Raw genomic sequence first — 26,184 nt, forward strand, 5'->3', positions numbered from 1 at the left:
ACAAGCTGAACGATAGACCCAGAAAGCGGCTGGGATACCGAACCCCAGCCCAGGTGTTCTTAGGAGAATATTCAGGAGCACTAGAAACCGCGGGTGCTGCACTTATTAGTTGAATTCAGGAGATTAACACCGGCGAGAAAATAACTAAATTTTATGATGGAAAGTTAAGTATATTTTTGCTTTAGTTAGAATATCTTGTTATGACAAACAATCAGCGTGGCACACGCGGGGCACGTTATGCAGGCATGGTTTCCGACCCACGCGGTAGCGATAGCTAAACGCGGGCAAGCAAAGCGAAACACCGTCCACCGCCATCACACTTGGCGGTGGTCGCAAGCTTTGCTCATAGCCCTGTTGGGAAGCCTTGCAACCATCGCCTACGCGGCAACTCCCGTTCCTAGTCAAGAGACACCCAGCGACGATCATTCATTAACCCTGCAAATTACCCACTACCAAGATCACCGCTGGCTTTCACTGGCCGATATCGAAACACTCCCCCTCTATGATGTAGCACTCGAACATCCCGAAGGGCTTGAGGGACGCTTTACTGGGGTATGGCTCGATGCCCTCCTTACCCAGCAAGGCATCCCAATAGACACACGCATCCGTTTTATTGCCCATGACGATTACACCATTTTCCTGAGCCCCGCTGAGCGCGAAAAACGGCGCTATTTTATGGTGACACGCTTTAATGGGAAGCCTCTTAAGCGTCAACACCTTGGCCCTCTTTTTCTCATCGTTCCTGCTGACGCCGAAAGTGTGCTCAGAGGCACTTCTCCTCACACACGCTGGATTTGGTCAATCCGGGAGATGCGCTACCAATGAACATCCTAACAAAAACGCTTACTCCTAGGATGTGGAGAGTTGCGACTCTTGTTGCCGTTATGGCCATAGGCACGTCACTACTGGTGGGCTATTACGTATACACTGCGCGCCAGCAGCTAGGTACAGATTACACCGCTCTTGTTGGCGATATTGTGCGAGCACAACAAACGACACCGCAGCTTGATCACGCCCTGGAAAGCTTTATTGACGAGCCTATTCTCCTACACTTAGGTCAGATTCATCACACACTGTGGCTTTCTGAGAAATATTTAGATCATGTCCGTCATGGATTAAATCAGCACCCCCAGTTACACCGTGATACCGCTTACCTTGAAGAAGATTTCGCGCTTCTTAGTAAGCAGCTATTAGAGCTTGAGGAGCGAGCCAAGGCAGCGTTAGTAGACCGCTCCCTACTGCCTGAACTTCAGCGATTATCCATGGATATTGAGGCCACTATGGCATGGGCATATAGCGAGCTTAATACGGCCGTACATAGTGCTGCAGGTCGGCAACGTTTGATAATGCAGCGTTTATCATGGGCTGTTACCGGACTTGTCGTTACGGTAATGCTAATTGCGCTAGCGCTACTGGCCGCCGTCTTGCGCCTGCAAAGTCAACGCAACACATTAAAAATGCTTATGTTAACCGACGAGCTAACCGGGCTTTACAACCGTCGCCATTTAGTTGACGCTGCCTCAAGAGAATTAAACGACGCTAAACGCCACCAGCAGCCGCTTAGCCTATTACTTCTTGATTTAGACTACTTCAAGCACGTTAACGACACTTACGGCCACCCATGTGGTGATGATGTACTGCGCAAGGTAAGCCAACAACTACGCAGAATCAGCCGAGCGACGGATATCGTGGCGCGTATTGGCGGAGAAGAATTTTGTTTGTTAATGCCCAATACGACGGTAAATGACGCTGAAAGCGTCGCCGAGCGTATTCGTCATGCCATTGCGCTCGAACCACTTTCCCATTTGAATACACCTTTTCAACAAACAGTGAGCATTGGAGTCACCACATCCATCGACGGTATGCATAGTTTTGAGCAGCTCTACTCACTGGCCGACCAAGCGTTATACCAAGCCAAAGCCTTAGGCAGGGATAGGGTTGAGAGCATCCATCCATCCTATCCATTTCCAGCAAGCCAACCGAACGATACTCACCAACAGTCATTTAATACGCTAACCGGTTAAAAAAACGCGGTTAAGCCCGTTTTGTGCCGCAACGCGATACGCTTCTGCCATGGTGGGGTAGTTAAACGTGGTATTGACGAAATACTCTAGCGTATTAGCACTACCCTTTTGCTGCATAATCGCTTGGCCGATATGCACAATTTCAGAGGCTTGGTCGCCAAAACAGTGAATACCCAGGATCTCCAACGTGTCTTGGTGGAACAGAATTTTCAACATGCCCACCGTATCCCCCGTTATTTGCGCCCTCGCGGTGTCTTTGAAAAATGCCTGCGCCACTTCATAAGGCACTTTGGCTTCCGTTAACTCTCGCTCATTAGGGCCAAACGAGCTGATTTCGGGAATCGTATAGATACCCGTCGGCACGTCGGATACAAAGCGATAAGGTTTATCAAGAAGCTCATTACACGAGTTCAGCCCCTGATCATAGGCAGCACTGGCAAGGCTCGGCCAACCGATCACATCGCCTGCAGCATAAATATGCGGCAGTGTTGTCCGATAATGCTCATCAACGCTGAGCTGCCCGCGTCCATTAACCTCAAGGCCAATATTTTCTAACCCCAGGCTATCGGTATTACCGGTACGCCCGTTCGCCCATAAAAAGGCATCAGCTCGCATCTTCTTGCCTGATTTCAGATGGACGACCACACCCGACTCGCTCCCTTCCACGCTCTCGTATTCTTCATTTTGACGAATTAACACACCGTGTTTACGTAAGTGGTACGAGAGCGCGTCGCTTATTTCGTCATCCAAAAAAGACAGCAAACTATCGCGATTGTTAATTAAATCAACCTTGACGCCTAAGCCGGAAAAAATCGATGCGTATTCGCAGCCAATGACACCCGCGCCAAAGATTATTAACGTGCGGGGCGTATGGGACAGGCTTAAAATCGTATCCGAACAGTAGATGCGCGGATGGCGGAAGTTAATATCGGCTGGGCGATATGGGCGAGACCCCGTCGCGATCACGATTTTTTTTGCGATTAACTCTTCCACGCCTTCTTGGCGATCCCTGACCACTACCGTGTGTTCATCTTTAAACCGCGCCATTCCATGAAAAAGGTCGATGCGGTTACGCGCGTAGAACGTTGTGCGCATCTCTACTTGCTGATCAATGGTGCTACGAGAGCGCTCCATCACCTTAGGAAATGAGAACCAGCGTGGCTCACCAATGTCGCGAAACATGCGGTTGGTATTGAACGCCATGATCTGCTTGACTTGATGCCGCAGCGCTTTTGAAGGAATGGTTCCCCAGTGAGTGCAGTTACCTCCTACTTGGGCTTGCTTCTCTACAACGGCAACACGCATGCCGTGTTTAGCCGCATTAATCGCGGCACTTTCACCGGCAGGACCAGTACCAATTACCACGACATCATAGTTGTGAACCGCCATACGTTTTTGCATCTCCTATTGTGTGTTACGGCGATGAAGCGCTGCTGCCTGCCAAATTAGCGACGCGTGGCATCGTAACCTAAATCAGCCCCACGGCTCTCATCGCTACGCCGACGTGTGCTCACCCCACGGCGCTTGCGATTTTCTTCTTCGCACACTTCGTCCTTGCCACCGCAAATGTCGCAACCATCCTTCATACCAATTTGATTCAATCCCCCGCAGGAGCCCGCAATAGGCTTACGCCCCATGATAACGCCCACGGCCATCGCGGCCATCACCAAAAGCATAAACCCCAGAACCAGTAGCCACATCGTCATGATGAATACCTCACTAAAATCGCTGTATCACGCGTTGGATTCAAAACATTCGTCACCTACACACATGACAGTCATAGGGACGTTAAGTGCCATTATCGTTAAGCGGGGTGACGGGGTAAATAAAAAACGGGGCTAGCCGAATGGCTAGCCCCGTCATCACCTACCGAATAGGCTTACCCACCGAAGTCATCCAAGAGGATGTTTTCCGGCTCAACCCCAAGATCAAGCAGCAACTTAATCGTTGAGGCGTTCATCATGGGCGGTCCACACATGTAGTACTCACAATCCTCAGGGGCCGGGTGGTCCTTCAGGTATTTTTCGTACAGTACGTTGTGAATGAAGCCTGTCGGACCTTCCCAGTTATCTTCGGGTTGCGGATCAGACAGCGCCAAATGCCATTCAAAGTTAGGGAACTCTTCGGCCAGCTTGTCGTATTCTTCGTTGTAGAAGGTTTCACGCCAAGAGCGCGCACCGTACCAAAACGAGATTTTACGATCTGTTTCCAGACGCTTGAGCTGGTCAAAGATATGGCTACGCATCGGCGCCATACCGGCACCACCACCAATGAAGATCATTTCCGCATCAGTGTCTCTCGCGAAGAACTCGCCGAACGGCCCCATTACCGTCACTTTGTCGCCCGGTTTCAGATTAAAGACATAGGTCGACATTAAGCCCGGCGGATGACTCGTACCGGGAGGCGGCGTGGCAATACGGATATTGAACTTTAGAATACCCCTCTCTTCCGGGTAGTTCGCCATCGAATAAGCCCGAATGACTTCTTCGTCATTCTTGTGGGAGACATCAAATAGGCCGAACTTCTCCCAGTCACCACGGTATTCTTCTTCAATATCAAAGTCGGAGAACTTAATATCGTAAGGCGGTGCGACAAGCTGAACATAACCACCGGCACGGAAGTCGACTTCCTCACCTTCTGGTAGTTTAAGGTTCAGTTCTTTGATGAAGGTGGCAACGTTGGGGTTATCAATAACCTCACACTCCCACTTCTTCACCCCGAAGACCTCTTCCGGGACTTCGATTTTCATGTCTTGCTTCACCGGCACTTGGCAAGAAAGGCGCCAGCCCTGCTTTTTTTCGCGCATGGTGAAATGCGACTCTTCCGTGGGCAGGATAGACCCACCACCCTCTTCTACGCGGCATTTGCACTGAGCGCATGAACCGCCGCCGCCGCAGGCAGACGACAAGAAAATCCCGTTTGCTGCCAACGTATTCAGAAGCTTGCCGCCGGCTTGAGTGCTCAAGGTATGTTCCGGGTCACCATTGACTTCAATGGTAACGTCCCCGCTACTCACTAGCTTGCTACGCGCTGCCAGGATAATCGCCGTTAAGCTAATAACGATGATCGTGAACATGACAACACCGAGCAAGATGACAGATGTATCAACCATGTCGGTTTCCTATTGCTGAAGGTTTTCTTTACCCCGACGGCGCTAAATGCCGCCGGGAAAACCGTTCCGTTAAAGCTGAATGCCCGAGAAAGACATGAAGCCCAAAGACATCAAGCCTACGGTAATGAAAGTGATGCCAAGGCCCTGAAGGCCTGCCGGCACATCGCTATACTTCAGCTTTTCACGAATACCTGCGAGGGCGGTAATAGCTAGCGCCCAACCAACGCCAGAGCCGAAACCATAGACGACGGACTCGCCGAAATTATAGTTACGCTCAACCATGAAGAGCACACCACCCAAGATGGCGCAGTTCACGGTAATCAGCGGTAGGAATACGCCCAAGGCGTTATAAAGCGCAGGCACATACTTATCGAGGAACATTTCCAAGATTTGCACCAACGCGGCAATAACACCGATATAGCTGAGAAGACCTAGGAACGATAGATCAATGTTCTCAGCACCATTGATGCCGGTCCACGTAAGGGCGCCTTCTGCCAGCAGTAACCCGTAAACCAAGTTGTTTACCGGCACAGAGATCGTTAGCACTACGATAACCGCGATACCCAGACCAAAGGCAGAAGAGACCTTTTTGGATACCGCCAAAAAAGTACACATGCCTAGGAAGAAGGCAAGCGCTAGGTTCTCAACGAAAACCGAAGCAACGAAAAGGCTTAGATAGTGTTCCATGTTACACGGCCTCCTTCGGCTTGGTATTTTCCTTCATCCTGAACTCGTTCTCTTCGACCTGATCGGTGTCAATAGAGCGCATCACCCAAATCATAAGGCCGATAATGAAGAACGCAGAGGGTGGCAACAGCAACAAGCCGTTTGTTACGTACCAGCCACCCTCTTGAACGGTTTGGAGCACAGTAAAGCCGAAGATACTGCCCGAGCCCAATAGCTCGCGAACAAAGCCAACGACCATCAGCACAAAGCCGTAGCCTAGGCCGTTACCAATACCGTCGAGGAAGGATAGACCCGGCGTGTTGGACATCGCGAAGCCTTCCGCACGCCCCATCACGATACAGTTGGTAATGATCAGGCCAACGAATACTGAAAGCTGCTTGGACATTTCATAAGCATACGCCTTCAGAATCTGGTCAACCACGATAACCAAGGATGCGATGATCGTCATTTGCACGATGATACGAATCGACGATGGAATATGGTTCCGAATCAGGGAGACGAACAGGTTAGAGAACGCCGTAACGAAGATAACGGCCAAAGCCATTACCATCGACACGCTCAAACTGGTCGTAACCGCGAGAGCAGAACAAATCCCCAAAATCTGCAACGCAATGGGGTTGTTTTGAAAGATTGGTGCCGTTAAGACACTTTTAGGAGTGACGTCTGCCATGGTTAGGCTCCTTCGGATTCGAGTTCGACGTCGGCTTCTTGAGCTTCTTCTTGGCTAGTTCCGCTGCGGAATTTCGCCAAGTACTCACCGAAGCCTTCCGGGCTCAACCAGAACTGAAGCATGTTTGTCACGCCGTTACTGGTCAAGGTGGCACCGGAAAGGGCGTCAACTTCGTGCTCACTATCAGCACCACCCTTGGTCAAATGAATCTCCGGTGTCAAATCGCCCTCTTGGTCGTAGATCTTTTTGCCTTCCCACTGAGCTTGCCAGCGGGGGTTGTTAACCTCAGCACCTAGGCCCGGGGTTTCGCTGTGCTCGTAATAGGTGATACTGATTAGCGTATTACCGTCACCTTCTACTGACAGGAACCCACGCATCAACCCCCAAAGGCCTTGGCCACGAATTGGCAAGACAATTTGATCCGGGTCATCGGGATTACCTACGAGATACACCGTGGCATAGTTTTCTACACGAGAGAGTCCCGCGATATCTCTATCGCCTGAGAGAGTACGGCCGGTAGCTGGATCACGCGCCGCTTCAAAATGATTGAAGGTATCCGGATCAAACTCATCGGTGTACTCACCCGTGCGCATATCGACAACGCGCGCGGTAATTTCGTCTTGGAATGTCTCTTCAACATCCATGCCCGGCTCATACAACTGAGCCACGTTAAGGATATTGGATTTGCGATCCAGTTCCTGATTGATCTGCTGCAAGGGGCGTAATGCCACCGCTGCAGTAGACACGATGACAGAACACACGATACAGAGTGCAAATGCCACGATCAGGATCTTTTTGATCGAATTATTACCTTGAGCCATTAGGCAGTCTCCTCGGCCGGCACGCCAACACGCTTTTGGCGACGTTTAATATTGGCCTGGACAAAGAAATGGTCGATCAGCGGTGCAAACAAGTTGGCGAATAGAATTGCCAGCATGATGCCTTCTGGGAAGGCCGGGTTTACCACGCGGATCAGGACGGTCATAACGCCAATGAGTGCGCCAAAAATTAAGCGCCCTTGGTTCGTCATTGAGGCAGAAACCGGGTCGGTGGCCATAAACACCATACCGAACGCAAAGCCGCCAACCACCAAGTGCCAATACCACGACATAGCAAACATCGGGTTAGAGTCGGAGCCGATCAAGTTGAACAGCGTGCTGGTCACCACCATACCCAAGAACACACCCAGTATGATGCGCCAAGAAGCAATCCCCGTCCAAATCAGCACCACCGCACCGATTAAAATCGCCAGCGTAGATACTTCACCAATAGAGCCAGGCACAAAGCCTAAGAAGGCATCCCACCAGCTGTACGCCTCAGTAAGCGCGCTCATGCCGTCTTGGAAAGCCATCGAAAGCGCAGTTGCACCAGTGTAGCCATCAGCTGCAACCCAAACGGCATCGCCAGAGATTTGCGCCGGGTACGCGAAGTACAAAAACGCGCGGCCGGTTAGCGCGGGGTTGAGGAAGTTTTTCCCTGTGCCGCCAAAAATCTCTTTGCCGATTACCACACCAAAGGTGATCCCGAGCGCCACCTGCCATAGCGGAATAGTTGCCGGGAGAATCAGCGCGAATAACACAGAGGTAACAAAGAAACCTTCGTTGACTTCGTGGCCGCGCTTAATCGCAAACAGCACTTCCCAAAAGCCGCCGACGATAAATGTCACTAAGTAGATCGGCAGGAAGTAGGTAGCCCCGAGCACGAAGTTAGCCCACAAGCTGCTGGCATCGTGGCCAGAAGCGAGCAGCATCATGATCGCTTCACGCCAGCCGTCCATTGACGCATAACCCGCTTCAATCGCGGTATTCGCCTGCCAACCGGCATTCCACATACCGAAGAACATCGCCGGGAAGGTACACATCCAGACGGTGATCATAATGCGCTTAAGGTCAATGCCGTCACGCACGTGGGCGGTGGTTTTCGCGACAGTAGGCGGAGAGTAGAAAATCGTATCTACCGCTTCATAGAGCGCGTAAAACTTCTCGTATTTGCCGCCTTTATGAAAGTGCGGCTCGAGATTATCGAGTGTTTGTCGAATACCCATCATCAGGCCTCTTTCTCGATCAGGGTGAGATTGTCACGCAGAATAGGGCCATACTCATATTTGCCGGGGCAAACGTAAGTACATAGTGCTAGATCCTCTTCGTCGAGTTCTAGACACCCAAGTTGCATACCAACCTCAATGTCACCCACGATAAGCGTGCGCAGCAGCTGTGTCGGCATAATATCCAACGGCATCACCTTTTCATAAGCTCCTACTGGCACCATCGCGCGCTCAGAACCATTGGTAGATGTCGTCGGCGCATAGTTGTTCAGCCCCGTGAACTTAGACATATAGATGCCGAGCACAGAGTGGCGATTCGCACCCGGTGATAACCAACCCATGAAAGAGCGCTTATTACCTTCTTCAAGTAGGCTGAATTGGTTATGAAAACGCCCTAGGTAAGTCAGACTACCTTCGGCAGCCGCCCCAGAGAAGACGGATCCAGAAATGACCCGAGTGTCTTCAGGTTCGATAATCTCGCCTTGGAGAAGTTCATCAGTACTGGCACCGATACGCGTGCGCAGAAGGCGAGGATTTTGTGCCCGCGGGCCACCAACCGCTACCACACGATTGACATCCAGCTTGCCTTCAGTGAAGAGCTTGCCGAAGGTAATCACATCCTGATAGCCGATATGCCACACTTTTTTATGCAACGCGACGGGCGATAAGAAGTGAATGTGCGTGCCCACCAAGCCAGCGGGGTGTGGACCTGAAAATGTTTGCGCCTGAACACCGCTAATGTTACTGCCAGGAATGCTGTTATCCGGGCCAGAACAGAGATACACCTTACCCTCGGTAAGACGCGTCAATACCTTTAAGCCATCTTCAAACGCTTGCACATTATCATTAATGATCAAGGCAGGATTCGGGCTTAACGGATGCGTATCGATAGCGGTAACGAAAATATCGGCCGGCTTGCTGTCAATCGCAGGTGTGCGCGAAAACGGACGCGTACGAAGGGCCGTCCAGAGGCCGGATTCTACCAGCTGATCGACCACGGTTTGGCGCTCTAAACTCTCAATTGCAGAGCGATCATGTGTGGTGAAAGAGACGGCTTCTTCACTCTCATCCACCTTAATAACCACAGACAGCAAACGACGCTTTTCGCCACGGTTAATAGCGACCACTTCACCAGCAGCGGGGGCGGTAAAGCGAACACCCTCGGTTTTTTTGTCGGTGAAGAGCAGTTGGCCTAGTTTGACCTTATCCCCTTCCTGTACTTCCATGGTTGGCTTCATGCCAACGTAGTCAGTACCCAGGATCGCCACGTGGCGCACAGGCTGCGCATCTTCGATACGCTGCTCGGGCGCTCCCGTGATGGGGAGATCCAGGCCTTTGTTGACTTCGATCATAGTCTCGCCCAGTTGATGGATCGGATATACGAAGATAAGGGGTTCGAATGGATTCGAATTCTTATTTTTCGCTCAGATTATTACCAGTCGGGCTCAAGCACATGCTCGAACCACCCCAAAAATCTACCGCATTATAAAGATAAGCGCGTCCAAAGACCACATCCCAAGCCCTCGCCAAAAGTGCTATAGACGTACCCAGATCGCGCTATCACAACGACAAACGCCACCCGAAGGTGGCGTTAAAGACAATAAAAATCGGCAAATTAGCTCTCGACGCGAGGTAGCTTTAAAAAGCTCACATTAGACATGTGCTGCAGGATGCGCACTACTTGGCAGCTGTAACCGAACTCGTTGTCGTACCAAACGTAAACAACGGCATGGTTACCATTGGCAATGGTCGCTTTAGCGTCAACGATCCCGGCATGGCGATTGCCCACAAAATCAGACGACACCACTTCCGGTGAATCGACAAAGTCAATCTGCTTTTGATAAGCCGAATTGATCGACATGCGGCGCAGGTATTCGTTAAGCGCTTCAGCGTCCGTCTCTTTATCCAAGGTCAGATTGAGAATTGCCATGGAGACGTTCGGCGTCGGCACACGGATCGCATTACCGGTCAGCTTGCCATCTAGCTCTGGCAGCGCTTTCGCCACGGCTTTAGCTGCGCCTGTTTCCGTCAACACCATATTCAGCGCCGCGCTACGACCACGACGATCACCTTTGTGGTAATTATCGATTAAGTTCTGATCGTTAGTGTAAGCGTGAACGGTCTCAACGTGGCCTGTTACAACGCCGTACTCGTCATTGAGCACTTTCAACACCGGCACAATCGCGTTGGTGGTGCACGAAGCCGCCGAGAGAATTGTATCGTTCTCGGTGACATCGTCGTGATTAATGCCGTAAACAATGTTTTTGATGTTGTCTTTACCCGGTGCGGTTAAGAGCGCCTTAGACGCCCCTTTGCACTCCAAGTGCTGTCCCAGGCCCGCTTCGTCGCGCCACATACCCGTGTTATCCACCACGACGGCATTGTCTATGTTGTACTGAGTGTAATCCACGTCAGCGGGCGAATCCGCATAAATCACCTGAACCACATTGCCGTTAACGATCAACGTACGCGCCTCGACATCCACGCTAATCGTACCTTCAAACGGCCCGTGAACCGAGTCACGGCGTAGAAGGCTTGCCCGCTTTTCCAAATCTTTCGCCACATCACCTCGGCCGCGCACAACAATAGCGCGTAGGCGTAGAAGGCTACCGCCACCGGCTTTCTCGACCAAAATGCGGGCTAGCAAGCGACCGATGCGGCCAAACCCATAAAGCACCACGTCTTTCGGCTCACCAGTGCTAGCGCCCGGCTGATAACCATCAACAATTTCGTGCAATTCTTTACGCAAGAAAGCTTCAACGTCACCCCCGCCCTGCTTTTTCAGCATGACCGCAAGCTTCCCTACATCAACATGCGCGGGGCCAAGGTTAAGCTCGCACATGGCCTTAATGATAGAGAAAGTCTCTTGCACGGAGAGCTCTGTGCCTTCAATTTTGCGCACAAAGCGGTGATCTTTGAGGATACGAATGACCGACCGCCTGATCAGCGAACGTCCGAACATGGTCGCAACGACATTATTTTGGCGATACAGACGCCCTACCAGCGGGATGATCTGCTCTGCCAGCGCTTCGTTGCTTTGCCATTCTTGAAAAACATTTTCGAGCGTTTGCTGACTCACGTGCGACCTCTTTAGGTAATGAAGAAGAAATAGGGATGAAGAAAAGGAGTGAAGAAAGTAAACGCATTATCCCGTTCGGCATCATACCGTGCAATCACTGGATAGTCGCAGCCGCTGTAAGCAGATTACATAAATACGTCACTGACTACATAACAGCGCCACACTGAGTAATACCGCCTATTAAGCGAAGCTATGAGCACTTGATCAACGCCATGGGTCCATCGCCTGAGGGATTGATCGTGTATCATTAAGCTTTGCCTCTGCACAACCGATGCGTACATTATGCCGACTTTTCCACTACTAGAACCGCCCAAGCCGCAAGGCACTCGCGATACGCTCTACTGGGTTTCGCCACCGGGTAGTGCCGATGCGCTCGCACTCGCCCAAGTGGCAACCACCACGCCCTTGCTAGTGATTACGCCGAGTACGGCAAGTGCCCAAGCGCTTGAGCAAGCGCTGGCATTTTATAGCGACATTCCCGTCCTCCCTTTTCCTGACTGGGAGACCCTGCCTTACGATAGCTTTTCACCGCATCAGGACATCGTTTCTGCCAGACTGCGGACGCTGCGTGAGCTTCAAGATGGGGTTCACGGCATCGTGCTTGTGCCGATCAATACATTGATGCAGCGCTTGCCACCGACTGACTACATCGCTGGACGCGTTTTGACGCTCAAAACCGGCGACACGCTTGATCGAGAAACACTGCGCGAATCGCTCTCGCGCGCCGGCTACCGCGCGGTAGAAACCGTATACGAGCCTGGCGAGTACGCCATGCGCGGCGCGTTAATCGACCTATACGCCATGGGCATGGACGCTCCCATACGTATTGATCTTTTCGATGACGAAATTGACACCCTGCGCTACTTTGACCCTGGCTCCCAACGCTCCACAGACAAAGTCGATGCCATTGAGCTTCTGCCCGCGCACGAGTACTCACTGAGCCGTAGCGCCATTGCCTGTTTTCGCGAGCAGTTTGAGACCCTTTTTGACGTTGACCCTCGCCAATGCCCGCTCTATAACGACGCCATCAAAGGCATTCCGTCTCCAGGCCTTGAACAGTATTTACCGCTTTTCTTTGAACAAACCGCCTCACTGTTTGAGCACCTTACCGACGCCACTCAAGTGGCATTGCTGCCCGGCGTGTTTGAGGCGGGTGAGCACCACTGGGAAGCCATTGAAGCGCGCTACGCTAACTTAGGCGTTGACCCCACTCGCCCGTTGCTACCGCCCCACCGGGCATTTTTTCCGGTTAATGAGATATTTGCCGCTATCAAGCAGCGCCCGCGTCTTGAGCTGACCGATAATCCCGAGCAGCGCCATGCGCATGAGTTTGCCGCCAAAGCGTTACCCGATGTCACGATCAATGCGCGCAGCAAAGCACCCTTGGCCGCGCTAAGAACCTTTTTACAAGACAGCCCTGATACCCGCGTGCTGTTCATTGCTGAATCACGTGGCCGCAGTGAAGCGCTAGAAGACATCCTCGCGCCGCTTTCTCTTTCACTGCCCCATGTCGATCGTTTCTCCGAATTCACCCAAAGCGAGTTACCGTTTGCCATCGCGGAAGGTCAAGTCGATAAAGGGCTGTGGCTCGAAACGCCCAACCTAGCGGTGATTACCGAAACCGAGCTATTTGGCGATGTCGTGCGCCAAAGCCGTCGGCGAGAGAAAGCCACTGACGAAAACGAGTTCGCCGTACGCCACCTTTCGGAGCTTAAAAAAGGGGCGCCTGTGGTACATCAGGCGCACGGCGTCGGCCGCTACTTAGGGCTAGAAACGCTGGAAGCGGGGGGCATGGCCAACGAATTTCTTGCGTTGGAATACGCCGGCGGGGCCAAACTCTATGTTCCCGTTGATAGCCTGCATCTTATCTCCCGCTACAGCGGCGCAGACGATGAGCTGGCCCCGCTGCATAAACTCGGCTCCGACCAGTGGGAAAAGGCACGCAAAAAAGCCGCAGAAAAAATTCGCGACACCGCCGCTGAGCTACTGGACATCTACGCCCGCCGTGAAGCCCAAGAAGGTGTGGTTTACACGTCTCCAGATGAAGAATACGACCGTTTCGCGGCCAGTTTCCCGTTTGAGGAAACCCCCGATCAAGAAGCCGCCATCGATGCGGTTATTGACGATATGACCTCGCCACAACCTATGGATCGCGTTGTGTGTGGCGACGTTGGCTTTGGCAAAACCGAAGTCGCGATGCGCGCCGCTTTTTTAGCCGTACAATCGGGCCGCCAAGTGGTGGTACTGGTCCCCACCACCTTGCTTGCACGCCAACACTTTGAAAACTTTCGCGACCGCTTCGCCGATACTGCCGTCAATATCAGCCTCGTTTCACGCTTCACTCAAGGCAAAGCCATGAAAGAAACGTTAGACCACATCAAAAGTGGTCAAACGGATATTGTCATTGGCACCCATAAGCTTCTTTCGAAAAGCGTCGAACTCCCCAAGATGGGGCTGCTGATTATCGACGAAGAGCACCGCTTTGGTGTTTCTCAAAAAGAGAAGCTTAAGACCTTGCGCGCTGAAATCGATATTCTCACGCTCACCGCCACGCCTATTCCGCGCACGCTCAACATGGCAATGAGTGGTATTCGCGATCTATCCATCATTGCCACCCCTCCCGCTAGGCGCTTATCGGTAAAAACCTTTGTTCAACAACGCGCGGATGGTGTAATAAAAGAGGCGTTACTGCGTGAAATTCTGCGCGGCGGCCAAGTCTACTTCTTACATAACGAAGTGAAGACCATCGAAAATGCAGCGGAGAAGGTCCGCGAGTTGGTACCCGAAGCGCGTGTCGCCGTCGCCCATGGCCAGTTACCGGAGCGCAGCCTAGAACGCGTCATGTCGGATTTTTACCACCGGCGTTTCAATGTCCTGGTATGTTCTACCATCATCGAAACCGGCATTGATGTACCCAGTGCCAACACCGTCATCATTGAGCGTGCCGACAGGTTCGGCCTAGCCCAGCTGCACCAACTGCGTGGCCGCGTCGGCCGCAGTCATCACCAAGCATACGCCTACCTACTTACCCCACCGCCCAAAGCAATGACTCGCGATGCGGTTAAGCGTCTTGAAGCTATCAGCGCCTCTGATGATTTAGGCGCCGGCTTTACCCTTGCCAGCCATGATATGGAGATCCGTGGTGCAGGTGAGCTCTTAGGCGATGAACAGAGCGGGCAAATGGAAACCATTGGCTATACACTTTATATGGAAATGCTTGACCGCGCCGTTAAAGCCATTCGTGCAGGCAAGACGCCAAATATTGACGCGCCGTTTCATACCGGCGTAGAGATTAGCTTGAACCTGCCTGCGCTCATTCCCGACGACTACATTCATGACGTCCAGCAGCGCCTGGTGATGTACAAGCGCATTGCCAACACGCAAAGCAGTGCAGAGCTAAAGGAACTGCAAGTGGAGTTAATCGATCGCTTTGGCCTACTCCCTACCCCGGTGAAAAACCTGATTCGCCAGACGCAACTGCGCCAGCGAGCGGAGCAATTAGGCATAAGCCGCCTAGAAGCCGGAGAAACGCGCGGCAAAATCCTATTCGACACCCAGACACAGGTAGACCCGATGACATTGGTATCGTTGATTCAGAAATCGCCACAGCACTACCGCCTTGAAGGCGCCGATACCCTGCGCTTCGAGTTGCCCATGGCAAGCGCTGAAGAGCGTTTTCAGCAGCTAGAAACGCTCCTTAGCCAACTTAACCAAAAGGAACAAGCCGCATGACGATAAGCGCAAACCTCCTCTGCCGGCTCCCCACGGCACTTTCTATCCTGTTAACGGCTACGTTAGCGTCTCCCCTTTACGCGGATTCGCATGGAGAAGAGACACGCCACAGCACGATTACCGACACCGCCCTTGAAGGCGCCAACATCGTGGCGGGAGAAGCCACTATTCAGCGCCCCAATTCACTTCCCCGAGGACAGTTTCATCTGCCGGAAACGGGAGATGTGATTGGCGAGCGCTATACCATCACGGTGGAAAATTACGAAGAGACGCTGATCGATATCGCCCGGCGCCACAACATTGGCTTTGAAGAAATCCGCATGGCCAACCCAGAGGTCAGCCTGTGGGTGCCTGGCAAAGGAACCGAGGTTGTGATTCCCAGCCGCTATATTCTGCCCTCGGTGCCGCGCGAGGGGGTAGTGATCAACCTTTCGGAACTGCGTCTTTACTACTACCCCGCTGACAACCCCGGTATTGTCGAAACTTACCCCGTAAGCGTGGGGCGTGAAGAGTTTGCCACACCGGTCGGAGTGACCCGCACCACCATCAAGGTCAAAGATCCCGCCTGGGCACCGCCCGCCTCAATGCGTCGAGAAGCCGCTGAACGGGGCGACCCGGCTCCCGAAATCGTCCCACCAGGGCCGGATAACCCACTGGGTGAACACGCTATTTTGTTGGACATGCCCAGCTACTTAATTCATGGCACCAACCGCCCTGACGGCGTCGGCATGCGAGTCAGTCGCGGCTGCATCCGCATGTACCCAGAAGACATTGAATCGCTCTATGAGCGGCTACCTAGCGGCACAAAAGTTAACTTGATCGACGCCCCCTTCAAAGCGGGCTGGGCGGAAGATGGCACCCTCTTTGTGCAGTCGTTTCCACAGCTTGAAGAAAACATGGATAGCTTTGAGCCCTTACTTAACGCGCTCAATCAAGTATCGGAAAAAACCGAAGGCGACAACATTACGGTGGACTATGCCCAGATAAAACACGCCATCGAGCAACCTGATGGAAATATGATTGCTCTTTTCGGCCCGCAAGCCCCGAAAAAAGAGCCCGCCCCTCTTGAATGGGACGGCGACCTCTTTGATGCCCTTAAGCTTGAGGCAACCGCAAAGGTGGAAAGCGATGCGTGACGCATCGCGATAACTCCCTACTGAAAACAAAAAACCCTGCCGAAGCAGGGTTTTTTGCGTCGCTTGTCACTTTATCAGCGAGGCGACTCCGCATAAGGCCAAAGCCTTAAAGCGTGAACCAACAGAATTACTTCTGCATGGAACGCTCAAACATACGGTTCATTTCTTCACGGTTCTGCTCAGACATCTGCATGGCAGCACGCGCATCGCGCTGAGCTTGGTTTGCAGTGTTCAGTGCTTGAGAAGCCATGCTACGTGCTTCAGCAGCATCTGCCTGGGCAGATTCGGCCGTCATGCGAACTTCTTCCAGCGCGCTGGTAGAAGCACAACCTGCCAAGATTGCCAGTGAAGCGGCAGCGGCAGACATCTTCAGAGTCGTCTTCAGAGTCATAATGTTCTCCTTGGGTCTTCCTTGGTACTACGTTAAGGGTGACAACGTTAAGCTTAGTGAGAAACGTTAACCTTGTCTACCTGCGGTGCAGGTTCATTGCAGCCACATGTGCTGATAGGCACAAGCGTCAAACGCTGTTTTATTATAGAACACAACGTTTGTCTATAGCTGCTTATTCAATAGCTGAACATCCTTCAACAACATTAGCCTAGCGGATCACTACCCTTGTGCCAACATCGACGAGTTTCACCATACGCTCAATTTGTGTGTTTGTTAACGCCACGCATCCCTGCGTCCAGTGATACTTAGCGTGAACATCGGGATCCGCATCTCCCAAACCGTGCACACCAATCGCCCCGCCTAACACTGTATCTTGTGGCGGAGCGCCGTAACGACGGTAATAGGCAAAGTAATCATCGTAATCCTGTTGCGAATACACGCCGTTTGCCAGCGCCATGCGTGCATGCGCGGGGGTGGGGTAATCCACACCGACAAAAATATGCCACTTACTCGCATAGTTAAACCGATTGATACGAAACTCCCCCAGCGGGGTGACATTGCTGCCACGCAAACGCTGGGTTTTCGCTCCCGCCCGGCCAAGCGACACGGGGGCGAATCGCTCCAGCCGAGCATTACCCCGATAAATGCTAAGGGATGCCTCTTTATCATCAATCAAGACCCAAACCTCATCGCTGTGTCGCGGTACATGCGCTCGCGAGATCAGCGTTTCAATCAGGTCAGGCTCAACGGATCCGTCGTTTGACACATTCGCCACAGCGCCAGAGATATAGGCCGATATTGGCAACCCTAGTGCGTAAGTGAGAAATTGGCGTCGGTTCACCGGCATGTTGTTACTCTCAAAGCGTCAGCGTTAAAGATCGGTAAACTCTTCAAGGCTTGTCACGATAAGCCGCACTTCCGCTTCGTGCCCTTGCGCTAAAGAAGTGAAAAACTCTTCTTCTGGCTCAATCGCCGCTTTATCAGAACGGTACTCGTAGAGCGCCTGAAGCGTTTTATGGGCTTCAATCACCGTTTGCATGGCAACATCAACACTGTTGTAGTCGGCGCTTTCCACCAACTTTTCAAGCTTTGGCGGTTGCGGAAAATCCGTGGGATCATCAAACCACGTGTTCAACACATCGCGATGATCAGAACCGTCGGAGAAAATATCTTCCAAGCCCGTTTTCATGCGCAACTCTCGACTAGAGAGATAAGTCAGCGCCATCTTCAACCGCTCAGAATTAGCTTCCTCTGCCGCGTCACTAAATTGCTGAGCCATACGGGCGTGAAAATCGGCGGCCCAAACGACCAGATCTTTTACCTGGTTGTAGCGCATGCGCTTCTCCTTGGTTAGCTAGGATGTCTTGTTTTTTGCAGTCGATAAGTTTTACAAATGACGTGGAAAAGCTTCACGACGTAAAATTTTTGGCCTGCCAGCGTAGAGGAAAACGCGTTGCCTGGCTATCTAACCATTGGTGTAAGGCATAAAGACACATTTCGGTCTTCTTTCTGCGCATGTCTTTAGCCCTATTGTTAGCCCTACTATTTTCATTACCATTCTTCGCTGGTTTCCCGCAGCGCGGCGATTTCAGCCTTAGCGTTTTTGATACACAAAAGCAATTCATCGGCAAAGGCTACCTGGCTGCCCAACGCAATCATGGAAGGGTTGTGGACCGGCCGTTTCGCCGCGCCTTCGTTACTGTGCAGACGGTCCAGCTGAAAGACCAGCCAACCGAGCCAGGAATCGCCGTCGCCAGCAAGATCACGAAGACGCTGAAGTTCAGCCACGGCCGGTCCATCGGCCGCCAGCAAAAGCGGCCAACGATGCTCGGCAAGCCGGGCGTGTTCTGTCACCTCTTTGAGGTGCGACTCAAGCGCCAGCTCCATGAGTGCAAGTGCACTCTCTTCAAGTGCCATTTTGCGCGGAGTAGCGTCCTCATCGTCCGCTACCGGCGTAGTGATCAAAAGCTCAGCCTGATAAATCAGCTGGTTCGTCCGAGCGCGAGGTGTCACTTTCGCTTGTCCTCCACATGCCACTTACCGTTCTCATACGTCGCTTTCCAACCGGTGGCCTTACCATTTTCGTCGGTCATGACGTACTGCGCTTTATTTTTGCGCGAAAAACGAATTTGCGCTGGACGATCATCCGGATCCTCGCTGGGCGCATCAAGAATGAAATGATACTTTTCCGGTAGCTCATCAGCGTGGGCCTTGAGCTCTTTCACCAGCGGGGGACGCGTTTCACGATTTTTAGGGAATTTACTCGCCGCAAGGAAGAGGCCACTGGCGCCATCACGCAGCACATAGTGATCATCCACTTTCTGGCACTCAAGCTCAGGCATGGGGATCGGGTCCATCTTCGGCGGCGCCACTTCCCCGCTTTTCAGCAACTTACGTGTATTCTTACACTCGCTATTGGTACAACCGAAGTACTTGCCAAAGCGGCCTGATTTAAGCTGCATTTCACTGCCGCACTTGTCGCATTCGATGACCGGGCCATCGTAGCCTTTGATCTTGAACTTACCGGTTTCAATTTCGTAGCCGTCACAATCCGGGCTATTACCGCAGATATGCAACTTGCGCGTTTCATCGATCAGATAATTATCCATCGCCGTACCGCATTTAGGGCAACGGCGTTTGGCGCGTAAGGCTTCCGTTTCGGCTTCTTCGTCCGCGTCGGATGCGACCGCTTCTTCGCCGGGAATCAAGTCAATCGTGGTTTTACAGCGCTCTTTCGGCGGCAAGTTATAACCACTGCAGCCTAAAAAGACCCCGGTGGATGCCGTGCGAATCTGCATTTTACGGCCACAGCTTGGGCAGTCGATATCCGTTGGCACCGGCTGATTAGGGCGCATACCGTCTTCACTTTCGGCCTGAGCAAGCTCCTCACGGAACTCCTGGTAGAACGCATCCAGCAGCGCTTGCCAGTTGCGCTCCCCTTCGGCGACTTCATCTAAACTATCTTCCATACGCGCCGTGAACGAGTAATCCATCAAATCGGGGAAGGACTCTTTCAAACGCTCGGTAACGATATCGCCCAGTTTTTCAGCGTAGAAACGGCGATTTTCCAGCTTCACGTAACCACGATCCTGAATCGTGGAAATGATCGACGCATACGTCGAGGGGCGACCAATGCCTTGTTTTTCCAACTCTTTAACCAGCGCGGCCTCAGAATAACGCGCCGGAGGCTTGGTAAAGTGCTGCTGCGGATCGAGGGTTTCCAGCGCCATGGGCGTCCCTTCCGGCAGATCGGGCAGGCTTTGGTCTTCGTTTTTCCCCGCCGGTTTCATCACGCGGGTGAAACCATCAAACTTGAGCACCCGGCCTTTAGCACGCAGCTCATAGCCATCGACTTCCACACTCAATGTAGTGGATAGATACTCAGCCGGGGTCATCTGGCAGGCAACAAACTGGCGCCAAATAAGTTCGTAAAGCCGCTCAGCATCGCGCTCCATACTCACTAGCTCAGTGGTTTTTCGCTCGACGCTGGAAGGGCGAATCGCCTCGTGCGCCTCTTGCGCGCTTTCTTTGCTGCTATAACGAATGGGTGCTTCAGGCAGGTAGCGGTCGCCATACGCCTCACCGATAAACGCACGTGCGCTTTCCACTGCCTCTTTAGAGAGGTTGGTGGAATCCGTACGCATATAGGTGATGTAACCCGCTTCGTATAAGCGTTGCGCCATGGTCATGGTTTTCTTGACGGAAAACCCTAGACGGCTACTCGCCGCTTGCTGCAACGTTGACGTAATAAAGGGAGCATTAGGCTTTGAACGGGTTGGCTTAGCCTCGCGCGAGGTGATCGCAAGGTTGGCTTTTCTCAGCGCGGCAATGCGCTCCAGCGTCTCTTTTTCCGACGTGGGTCGGAACGCTTTGCCGTCTTGGCGCGCCAGGGCAAAGCGCACAAGCTCGCCATCAGGTGTGGCAAGATCGGCATGGACATCCCAAAACTCTTCAGGGATAAACGCGCGAATTTCGCGCTCGCGCTCGACGATTAAACGCACCGCCACTGACTGCACTCGCCCCGCGGAGAGTCCCCGGGCGATTTTCGCCCACAGCAGTGGAGAAAGCATAAAACCCACCACTCGGTCGAGAAAGCGCCGCGCTTGCTGCGCCTCCACACGCGGGATATTAAGCGCCCCGGGCGCCTTGAACGCGTCTTGAATGGCGTTTTGGGTAATCTCATTAAAGACGACACGCTTGTAGCGCTCATTATCCCCGCCAATGGTCTCGCGCAGGTGCCAGGCAATCGCCTCCCCTTCGCGATCCAAATCCGTCGCGAGATAGACGGCGTCGGCCTTTTCCGCCAGCTTTTTTAGCTCCGCAACGACTTTCTCTTTGCCGGGCAAAATCTCGTAGTTCGCCTCCCAGCCGTTGGTAGGGTCGATACCCATCCGCCGAATCAGCTGGTCGTGCGCTTTACGCTTTTTGTAGACGGCTTTCTCTTCCGCTGACATTTTGCGCGTGAGGGCGGCTTGACGAGCGCGCTCTTTAGGGTCGGAGGCTGCCTTACCCGAGCCGCTGGTCGGCAGATCACGAATGTGACCTACGCTCGACTTCACGATGAAATCGTTGCCGAGATATTTATTGATCGTCTTCGCTTTGGCGGGCGACTCGACGATGACCAGTGACTTGCCCATAGTGCTCCACTTAAATGATATGCCGGCTAACTCAGGCGGCGTTTTGAATAAAACGTTTCAATAATCGGCACGCAATGATAAGTCAGATAACATGTGCGTGAAAAAATGCGCCTACCCTACCCCACGCCTTGGCGAAGCGCCAGCCCTACCGATTCATGTGGTAAATCAGCGGCTGACGGTAGAATCTAAGCTAGACACTAGACTGCCCAACACTAAACGGCAACCTCTGCCCCTTTGCAAAACACCCAGCCCTATGCAAAAACGCCCCGGCGTTCAAGCCAGGGCGTTGTGGGGCATTAGCATTTAACGTTTGCGCGTTGTTCGCTTTCGCGTCGGCGCGTTAGTAGCTGGCTTATTCTGCTCTGTCGATGGCTGAGTCGCTGTCGCTTGACTTGCCGGAGACGTAGCCGCTGACGTTTTGGCCGCCGGGGCAGGTGCGTCAGGTTTCGACGCTTCCTGCTTTGGCGCTTCTTGTTGCGACGCTTGCGGCGTCGGCTCAACCGGCTTTTCCGGGCGAGCCTGATCAAACAGCGCCTTCACTTGATCAAAGCGTGCTGCTGCGCGCTCCGATAAATCTCCGCTAGCCGCAAACACATGTTCCAAGTGTGCGATATGCCCATCAATTTGCTCGTTGGTTTGACCTTTTAGTAGCTGCGGCAAGGCCTCCAGCGCTTTCACTCGGTCAAGCTTAAGAGTGAAGAACTGTTCACGCACCAGCTTCTTAAAGTCACACAGATTTCTGCCTGGCTCTAGCTCGGCACGTGTCGCCCGTAAGCGCTTGAAGTTACGCTCATCGGTGGCGGGCGCACCGCCCAGCACGTAGATCACGGCACGCATTACCGCCTCATGCTCACCGCCCTCAGCAACGCGCTCGCGTATTTCTTCTTGGCGCTGCTCAATAAAGCGACGATGCTCTGGAGAAGCCCCCGGGCGACGGCGGTGGATATTAGCATCACCGAACAGACCCACCGCAGCTTGAAGCAAGGGCTGTCCGTAAATGTCCATGAACATCCGCTCGATGCTGCTATCGCGCCAATCGCGCACAGCGTTTAGGCTCGAAACAATCTGATCGGAAACAATCCCTTCAAATGCTTTAAAGAGGTTATCTTCCGCCACTGGGTGACGATTTTCACGAACCATTTCCGCCATCACCGGCAGCGGCACGGTGAGAGGGTTACGATCTGACATCAGGCGATAGCGCAGACGAATGGGGTGCATGCGACGCCCCCAACGCGCGGTCTCAGGCGAGGTGACCGCTTGCAGCCACGGCTGTAATGCCAAACGGTAGAAACCTAAATTAATCTCAGATAAACGTGCCACGGTAGCAAAACGACGGTCATCTTCTGAGCTGTGTTTAACCTCTTGGTCCAACTCGTCGAAGTTGCGCGCCTCAAATTCCAGCAGGTAATCGCGCTCAATAAACTCGGCATCCGAGCGATCATCCGCCTTGGTAATGTTAGCTTCATATAACCCTGGCGGCATCACATCAATGTAATCCATGTTTGCCGTGAATTCCGAGTGCTCTTTGCGCGAAACGCTACCCGAAACGAAGATACCCAAGTGGCCAGTCGTGTCGTGTTGGCAGTAAACGATGGTTTGTTCGTTGGCGATGATATCTTCTTCGCCTTCGTACAAATCACGAATCCAGCCTAATGCCTGCGGCGGTGGCGTAATATCATCACCACGCGAGCAGAATACAACCACCGGTGAGCGCACGTTGCGCAGGTCGATGCGACGCCCATCACTCGTTAACAGCTGCGCGGTCGAGAGGCGGTTGCCAATGAAAAGATTATTGACGATATACTGAATTTCTTCTCCGCCAAGCAGCACATGGCCGCCCCACCAGCGCTCAAACTCAAGATAGCGCTGCGCTTCGGTATCGATGTTGTCAAACAGGTTGTATTGTTTTTTCCAGTACGTGTTTGAGGGGTTTAGGCGCTCGAAATTCTGCACCAGCCAGGCACCGTCAAAAAGACCGTTACCCATGTCATTGGTGAGTTCGGTGATCCAGCTGCCGCCGGTCATGCCGCCGGTGTAGCGCATTGGCGCTTTACCGCGTTCGCCCGCCCAATAGGAAAGCGGTGCACCGGCAATCAGAATCGGGCCGAAAAGATCCGGCTCCAGCGCTGCTGCCATCATAACTTGCCAGCCAGCTTGGCAGTTCCCCACTACCATCGGCTTTTCTGTGGTGTCGGCGTGTAACTCGCCTATGTAGCGCAAAAAGGCAATTTCTGACTCAACGACGTCCTCTACCGTCTGCCCCGGCACGGGATACGGCAGAAAGCCCACAAAATAGCAGGGGTGTCCTGCACGCAACGCCACCCCAAGCTCACTATCGGGCTTGAACCCCCCAATACCAGGGCCATGACCGGCACGAGGATCAACCACCACAAAGGGACGTTTTTGTGCGTCAATCTCTACGCCCTCTGGGGGCAATACGCGCAGCAATTCGTAGTTGGTGGGGCGTGGCAATTGCCGACCGTCCATCAACACTTCGGTTTCAAACCCTAATACGCTGGGTTTGGTACACTCCATGTGTTCAAGATACTGATTGCCACGCTGACGCATGACATCCCAATAGAGCACACTGCGCTCAAACCCATCACGCCAGTAATCTATAGCAGCACGGCCAAAACCAAAGGGGTCAAATACCGTAGAAAGCAAAGATGCACCGGGATAGTTCTCGGCGAGCTCGGAAGGATTGGCGAGAAAGTTCATAGATTCTCCCTTGGGTCACGAAAGACAATGGACCCGATAGTTATTATGCTGCAACGCAATATAGTGTAAGCCACGCAACCAACAACGTCGATAAAGAATCGCATTTTATCGCTGACCTTGCTTTCATTACGGCCTTCTTAAGCGCTGTGTCCCGTTTTTGCCCAAATATGTTACATTGCGTGCTATAGACCTCTGTCGAAACCGACCCGTATCCACAGTAGAGGCTCTCATTTATGAGCGACAACACCTCGCAGCGCGTGTCTAGCGGCACAAAATTCCGCAATGAACACGGCATGGCCGTCATCAAGGATGGCATCAAGCAGGGCAAAACCCAAGACGATTCGCCATCACTTGAACGTAAACCCAAATGGCTGCGAGCCCAAATTCCCGGGGGCGAGCGCTTTGAGGCGGTGAAGAAAAACGTGGCTACCCACCGTTTGAGCACTGTCTGTGCTGAGTCCCACTGCCCCAATATGGGCGAGTGTTGGAGCAACGGTACCGCCACGATCATGCTGATGGGTTCGGTATGCACCCGGGCGTGCCGCTTCTGTGCAGTCGACACTGGCAACCCCAAGGGCTGGCTTGACGCTGAAGAACCGGAAAACACCGCCAAATCGGTCAAGCTCATGGGGCTGCGTTATATTGTGTTGACCTCGGTTGATCGCGACGACCTCGATGACGGTGGCGCCACCCACTACGCTGACTGCATTCGAGCTATTAAAACGCACACGCCCGAAGTCGTCGTTGAAGCACTGACGCCCGATTTCGATGCTGAGCCCACCGCGATAGAGCGCGTGGTAGATTCAGGGCTTGAGGTGTTTGCACAAAACGTTGAAACCGTTGAGCGCTTAACCAGCCGCGTGCGCGACCCACGTGCAGGCTACCGTAAAACCCTGGATGTACTCGCCCACGCGAAAAAGCACCGCCCCAATGTACTCACCAAGACGAGCTTAATGCTGGGGCTTGGCGAGACAGAAGACGAAGTGCTGCAAACCTTTGATGAGTTGCGTGAGATCGGCGTCGACATCGTCACTTTAGGGCAGTACTTGCGCCCAACGAAAAACCATCTACCCGTTGAGCGCTACGTAACGCCCGAAGAGTTCGATCGCTATCGCGTACTAGGGCTAGAAAAAGGCTTTATGGAAGTTGCTTCCGGGCCGCTGGTACGTTCTAGCTACCGCGCTGATCGCGTCTTCGAGAAAAACAACCTAGGCCTTGCCTCTCCGGCTGCAGTCCCTGGCCAGCAAAGCAAAGACGAGAATCGCATCCCTGTGCAACACGTGGGCTAAAGGTTGGATTAGGAAGCACTCAAGCGGCGCTCAATACGTGCCGCAAGCGCTTGCGCGAGCTGCTCGCCCACCATTTCACAATTGACGGGCTGGTCGGTTAAATCCGCCAGCCGTGTCATTTCCATACCGGCGTAACCACAGGGGTTGATACGCGCGAAAGGCGACAAATCGCCATCCACGTTGAGCGCCACACCGTGAAAACTTCCACCTCGGCGTATACGAAGCCCCAAAGACGCCACTTTCGCCTCGCTTGCCGCCGCCTCAACGTATACCCCAGGGGCATCCGGACGCGCTTTCGCCACAACGTGATAGCTTGCCAGCACATCAATCACGGCATTTTCAATCGCCGTGACGAGTTCACGCACGCCCATCTTGGCGCGTCTGACATCCAGCAACGGATATAGCACTACCTGGCCTGGGCCATGATAGGTGACTTGGCCACCACGGTCGGTCTGTACCACGGGAATATCGCCCGGCATTAATAAGTGCTCAGGCTTTCCTGCCTGCCCCTGAGTAAAGACCGGCTCGTGCTCCACCAGCCAAAACTGATCCGGTGTTTCGACACCACGGGTATCGGTCAACTCGCGCATGGCTTCCCACACCGGCTGGTAGGGGCGTCTCCCTAGGCGATGAAGCTCAATGGGCGGCAAATCATCGGCCATTTT

The 26,184-nt window shown here is 53.0% G+C and carries 21 protein-coding genes and 1 pseudogene; 6 read left to right on the plus strand and 16 right to left on the minus strand.

Translation table 11 applies throughout. From position 1 onward, the window contains the following. From HZS81_RS18110 to HZS81_RS15470, 3 genes and pseudogenes are all read left to right on the plus strand, one after another. A pseudogene (locus HZS81_RS18110) lies at positions 1 to 113 on the plus strand (IS30 family transposase); the annotation flags it as partial. Between the two features lie 124 nt (positions 114 to 237). Further along, positions 238 to 825, plus strand: coding sequence for a hypothetical protein (locus tag HZS81_RS15465; RefSeq protein ID WP_179931417.1), 588 nt, complete (start codon positions 238 to 240; stop codon positions 823 to 825). Between the two features lie 59 nt (positions 826 to 884). Then, the gene (locus tag HZS81_RS15470) at positions 885 to 2,024 is read left to right on the plus strand and encodes a GGDEF domain-containing protein (protein WP_179931418.1); all 1,140 of its coding nucleotides are present in this window, start codon (positions 885 to 887) and stop codon (positions 2,022 to 2,024) included. On the opposite strand, the gene sthA is transcribed toward HZS81_RS15470, so the two are convergent. From sthA to HZS81_RS15515, 9 genes are all read right to left on the minus strand, one after another. After that, positions 2,013 to 3,413, minus strand: a complete 1,401-nt coding sequence (gene sthA / locus HZS81_RS15475; protein ID WP_179931419.1) for a Si-specific NAD(P)(+) transhydrogenase — start codon at positions 3,411 to 3,413, stop codon at positions 2,013 to 2,015. The genes HZS81_RS15470 and sthA overlap by 12 nt on opposite strands. A gap of 56 nt (positions 3,414 to 3,469) precedes the next feature. Further along, positions 3,470 to 3,730, minus strand: a complete 261-nt coding sequence (nqrM, locus tag HZS81_RS15480) for a (Na+)-NQR maturation NqrM (protein ID WP_179931420.1) — start codon at positions 3,728 to 3,730, stop codon at positions 3,470 to 3,472. A gap of 173 nt (positions 3,731 to 3,903) precedes the next feature. Beyond that, positions 3,904 to 5,136, minus strand: a complete 1,233-nt coding sequence (gene nqrF, locus HZS81_RS15485; RefSeq protein ID WP_179931421.1) for an NADH:ubiquinone reductase (Na(+)-transporting) subunit F — start codon at positions 5,134 to 5,136, stop codon at positions 3,904 to 3,906. 69 nt (positions 5,137 to 5,205) lie between these two features. Next, on the minus strand, positions 5,206 to 5,823 hold the full coding sequence (gene nqrE / locus HZS81_RS15490) for an NADH:ubiquinone reductase (Na(+)-transporting) subunit E (protein ID WP_179931422.1): 618 nt from the start codon (positions 5,821 to 5,823) through the stop codon (positions 5,206 to 5,208). Between the two features lies 1 nt (position 5,824). Further along, positions 5,825 to 6,493: an NADH:ubiquinone reductase (Na(+)-transporting) subunit D gene (locus HZS81_RS15495; protein ID WP_179931423.1), complete on the minus strand. Its 669-nt coding sequence runs from the start codon at positions 6,491 to 6,493 to the stop codon at positions 5,825 to 5,827. Between the two features lie 2 nt (positions 6,494 to 6,495). Further along, a complete protein-coding gene (locus tag HZS81_RS15500) occupies positions 6,496 to 7,314 on the minus strand; it encodes a Na(+)-translocating NADH-quinone reductase subunit C (protein ID WP_179931424.1) in 819 nt (272 codons plus the stop codon). Beyond that, positions 7,314 to 8,540 (minus strand): NADH:ubiquinone reductase (Na(+)-transporting) subunit B, encoded by a 1,227-nt coding sequence (locus HZS81_RS15505; protein ID WP_179931425.1) that lies wholly within the window; start codon positions 8,538 to 8,540, stop codon positions 7,314 to 7,316. Before HZS81_RS15505 ends, HZS81_RS15500 begins: the two co-directional genes overlap by 1 nt. After that, positions 8,540 to 9,889: a Na(+)-translocating NADH-quinone reductase subunit A gene (locus tag HZS81_RS15510; RefSeq protein ID WP_179931426.1), complete on the minus strand. Its 1,350-nt coding sequence runs from the start codon at positions 9,887 to 9,889 to the stop codon at positions 8,540 to 8,542. The genes HZS81_RS15505 and HZS81_RS15510 overlap by 1 nt, the downstream gene beginning before the upstream one ends. Before the next feature lie 263 nt (positions 9,890 to 10,152). After that, positions 10,153 to 11,616, minus strand: a complete 1,464-nt coding sequence (locus HZS81_RS15515) for a glyceraldehyde-3-phosphate dehydrogenase (RefSeq protein WP_179931427.1) — start codon at positions 11,614 to 11,616, stop codon at positions 10,153 to 10,155. Between the two features lie 282 nt (positions 11,617 to 11,898). Here HZS81_RS15515 and mfd point away from each other — a divergent pair, with 282 nt between their 5' ends. Both mfd and HZS81_RS15525 read left to right on the plus strand, forming a co-directional pair. After that, positions 11,899 to 15,348 carry a transcription-repair coupling factor gene (mfd, locus tag HZS81_RS15520; protein ID WP_179931428.1) on the plus strand — a complete coding sequence of 1,150 codons (3,450 nt, stop codon included), beginning with the start codon at positions 11,899 to 11,901 and terminating at the stop codon, positions 15,346 to 15,348. Next, entirely contained in the window at positions 15,345 to 16,484 is a 1,140-nt protein-coding gene (locus HZS81_RS15525; protein WP_179931429.1) for a L,D-transpeptidase family protein, read from the plus strand. The genes mfd and HZS81_RS15525 overlap by 4 nt, the downstream gene beginning before the upstream one ends. 127 nt (positions 16,485 to 16,611) lie before the next feature. On the opposite strand, the gene HZS81_RS15530 is transcribed toward HZS81_RS15525, so the two are convergent. From HZS81_RS15530 to HZS81_RS15555, 6 genes are all read right to left on the minus strand, one after another. Further along, positions 16,612 to 16,875 carry an Lpp/OprI family alanine-zipper lipoprotein gene (locus tag HZS81_RS15530; protein ID WP_179931430.1) on the minus strand — a complete coding sequence of 88 codons (264 nt, stop codon included), beginning with the start codon at positions 16,873 to 16,875 and terminating at the stop codon, positions 16,612 to 16,614. Positions 16,876 to 17,083: 208 nt separating this feature from the next. Continuing rightward, positions 17,084 to 17,722 carry a L,D-transpeptidase family protein gene (locus tag HZS81_RS15535; protein ID WP_179931431.1) on the minus strand — a complete coding sequence of 213 codons (639 nt, stop codon included), beginning with the start codon at positions 17,720 to 17,722 and terminating at the stop codon, positions 17,084 to 17,086. Positions 17,723 to 17,746: 24 nt separating this feature from the next. Beyond that, complete coding sequence (locus HZS81_RS15540) at positions 17,747 to 18,211, minus strand: 2-hydroxyacyl-CoA dehydratase (protein ID WP_179931432.1); 465 nt, start codon at positions 18,209 to 18,211, stop codon at positions 17,747 to 17,749. Positions 18,212 to 18,426: 215 nt separating this feature from the next. Then, a complete protein-coding gene (locus HZS81_RS15545; protein ID WP_179931433.1) occupies positions 18,427 to 18,888 on the minus strand; it encodes a DUF6586 family protein in 462 nt (153 codons plus the stop codon). After that, positions 18,885 to 21,512 (minus strand): type I DNA topoisomerase, encoded by a 2,628-nt coding sequence (gene topA, locus HZS81_RS15550; RefSeq protein ID WP_179931434.1) that lies wholly within the window; start codon positions 21,510 to 21,512, stop codon positions 18,885 to 18,887. The genes HZS81_RS15545 and topA overlap by 4 nt, the downstream gene beginning before the upstream one ends. Positions 21,513 to 21,815: 303 nt before the next feature. Then, positions 21,816 to 24,230 carry a DUF3141 domain-containing protein gene (locus HZS81_RS15555; protein ID WP_179931435.1) on the minus strand — a complete coding sequence of 805 codons (2,415 nt, stop codon included), beginning with the start codon at positions 24,228 to 24,230 and terminating at the stop codon, positions 21,816 to 21,818. Between the two features lie 233 nt (positions 24,231 to 24,463). Here HZS81_RS15555 and lipA point away from each other — a divergent pair, with 233 nt between their 5' ends. Further along, positions 24,464 to 25,519: a lipoyl synthase gene (lipA, locus tag HZS81_RS15560; RefSeq protein ID WP_179931436.1), complete on the plus strand. Its 1,056-nt coding sequence runs from the start codon at positions 24,464 to 24,466 to the stop codon at positions 25,517 to 25,519. Positions 25,520 to 25,527: 8 nt separating this feature from the next. Here the strand turns inward: lipA and lipB are convergent, their stop codons facing one another. After that, positions 25,528 to 26,181: a lipoyl(octanoyl) transferase LipB gene (gene lipB / locus HZS81_RS15565; RefSeq protein WP_179931437.1), complete on the minus strand. Its 654-nt coding sequence runs from the start codon at positions 26,179 to 26,181 to the stop codon at positions 25,528 to 25,530. Positions 26,182 to 26,184 lie beyond the last annotated feature (3 nt).

This window comes from Vreelandella salicampi, assembly GCF_013415105.1.
Classification (GTDB): Bacteria; Pseudomonadota; Gammaproteobacteria; order Pseudomonadales; family Halomonadaceae; genus Vreelandella; species Vreelandella salicampi.

Bases quoted from the DNA above. Each gene is read 5' to 3' on its own strand.
- HZS81_RS15525 (WP_179931429.1), top strand. From the start codon at position 15,345: ATGACGATAAGCGCAAACCTCCTCTGCCGGCTCCCCACGGCACTTTCT.
- HZS81_RS15465 (WP_179931417.1), top strand. From the start codon at position 238: ATGCAGGCATGGTTTCCGACCCACGCGGTAGCGATAGCTAAACGCGGG.
- topA (WP_179931434.1), bottom strand. From the start codon at position 21,512: ATGGGCAAGTCACTGGTCATCGTCGAGTCGCCCGCCAAAGCGAAGACG.
- sthA (WP_179931419.1), bottom strand. From the start codon at position 3,413: ATGGCGGTTCACAACTATGATGTCGTGGTAATTGGTACTGGTCCTGCC.
- nqrM (WP_179931420.1), bottom strand. From the start codon at position 3,730: ATGACGATGTGGCTACTGGTTCTGGGGTTTATGCTTTTGGTGATGGCC.
- HZS81_RS15510 (WP_179931426.1), bottom strand. From the start codon at position 9,889: ATGATCGAAGTCAACAAAGGCCTGGATCTCCCCATCACGGGAGCGCCC.
- HZS81_RS15555 (WP_179931435.1), bottom strand. From the start codon at position 24,230: ATGAACTTTCTCGCCAATCCTTCCGAGCTCGCCGAGAACTATCCCGGT.
- HZS81_RS15505 (WP_179931425.1), bottom strand. From the start codon at position 8,540: ATGATGGGTATTCGACAAACACTCGATAATCTCGAGCCGCACTTTCAT.
- HZS81_RS15495 (WP_179931423.1), bottom strand. From the start codon at position 6,493: ATGGCAGACGTCACTCCTAAAAGTGTCTTAACGGCACCAATCTTTCAA.
- nqrF (WP_179931421.1), bottom strand. From the start codon at position 5,136: ATGGTTGATACATCTGTCATCTTGCTCGGTGTTGTCATGTTCACGATC.
- HZS81_RS15530 (WP_179931430.1), bottom strand. From the start codon at position 16,875: ATGACTCTGAAGACGACTCTGAAGATGTCTGCCGCTGCCGCTTCACTG.
- HZS81_RS15540 (WP_179931432.1), bottom strand. From the start codon at position 18,211: ATGCGCTACAACCAGGTAAAAGATCTGGTCGTTTGGGCCGCCGATTTT.
- HZS81_RS15535 (WP_179931431.1), bottom strand. From the start codon at position 17,722: ATGCCGGTGAACCGACGCCAATTTCTCACTTACGCACTAGGGTTGCCA.
- lipB (WP_179931437.1), bottom strand. From the start codon at position 26,181: ATGGCCGATGATTTGCCGCCCATTGAGCTTCATCGCCTAGGGAGACGC.
- HZS81_RS15470 (WP_179931418.1), top strand. From the start codon at position 885: ATGGCCATAGGCACGTCACTACTGGTGGGCTATTACGTATACACTGCG.
- HZS81_RS15500 (WP_179931424.1), bottom strand. From the start codon at position 7,314: ATGGCTCAAGGTAATAATTCGATCAAAAAGATCCTGATCGTGGCATTT.
- mfd (WP_179931428.1), top strand. From the start codon at position 11,899: ATGCCGACTTTTCCACTACTAGAACCGCCCAAGCCGCAAGGCACTCGC.
- nqrE (WP_179931422.1), bottom strand. From the start codon at position 5,823: ATGGAACACTATCTAAGCCTTTTCGTTGCTTCGGTTTTCGTTGAGAAC.
- lipA (WP_179931436.1), top strand. From the start codon at position 24,464: ATGAGCGACAACACCTCGCAGCGCGTGTCTAGCGGCACAAAATTCCGC.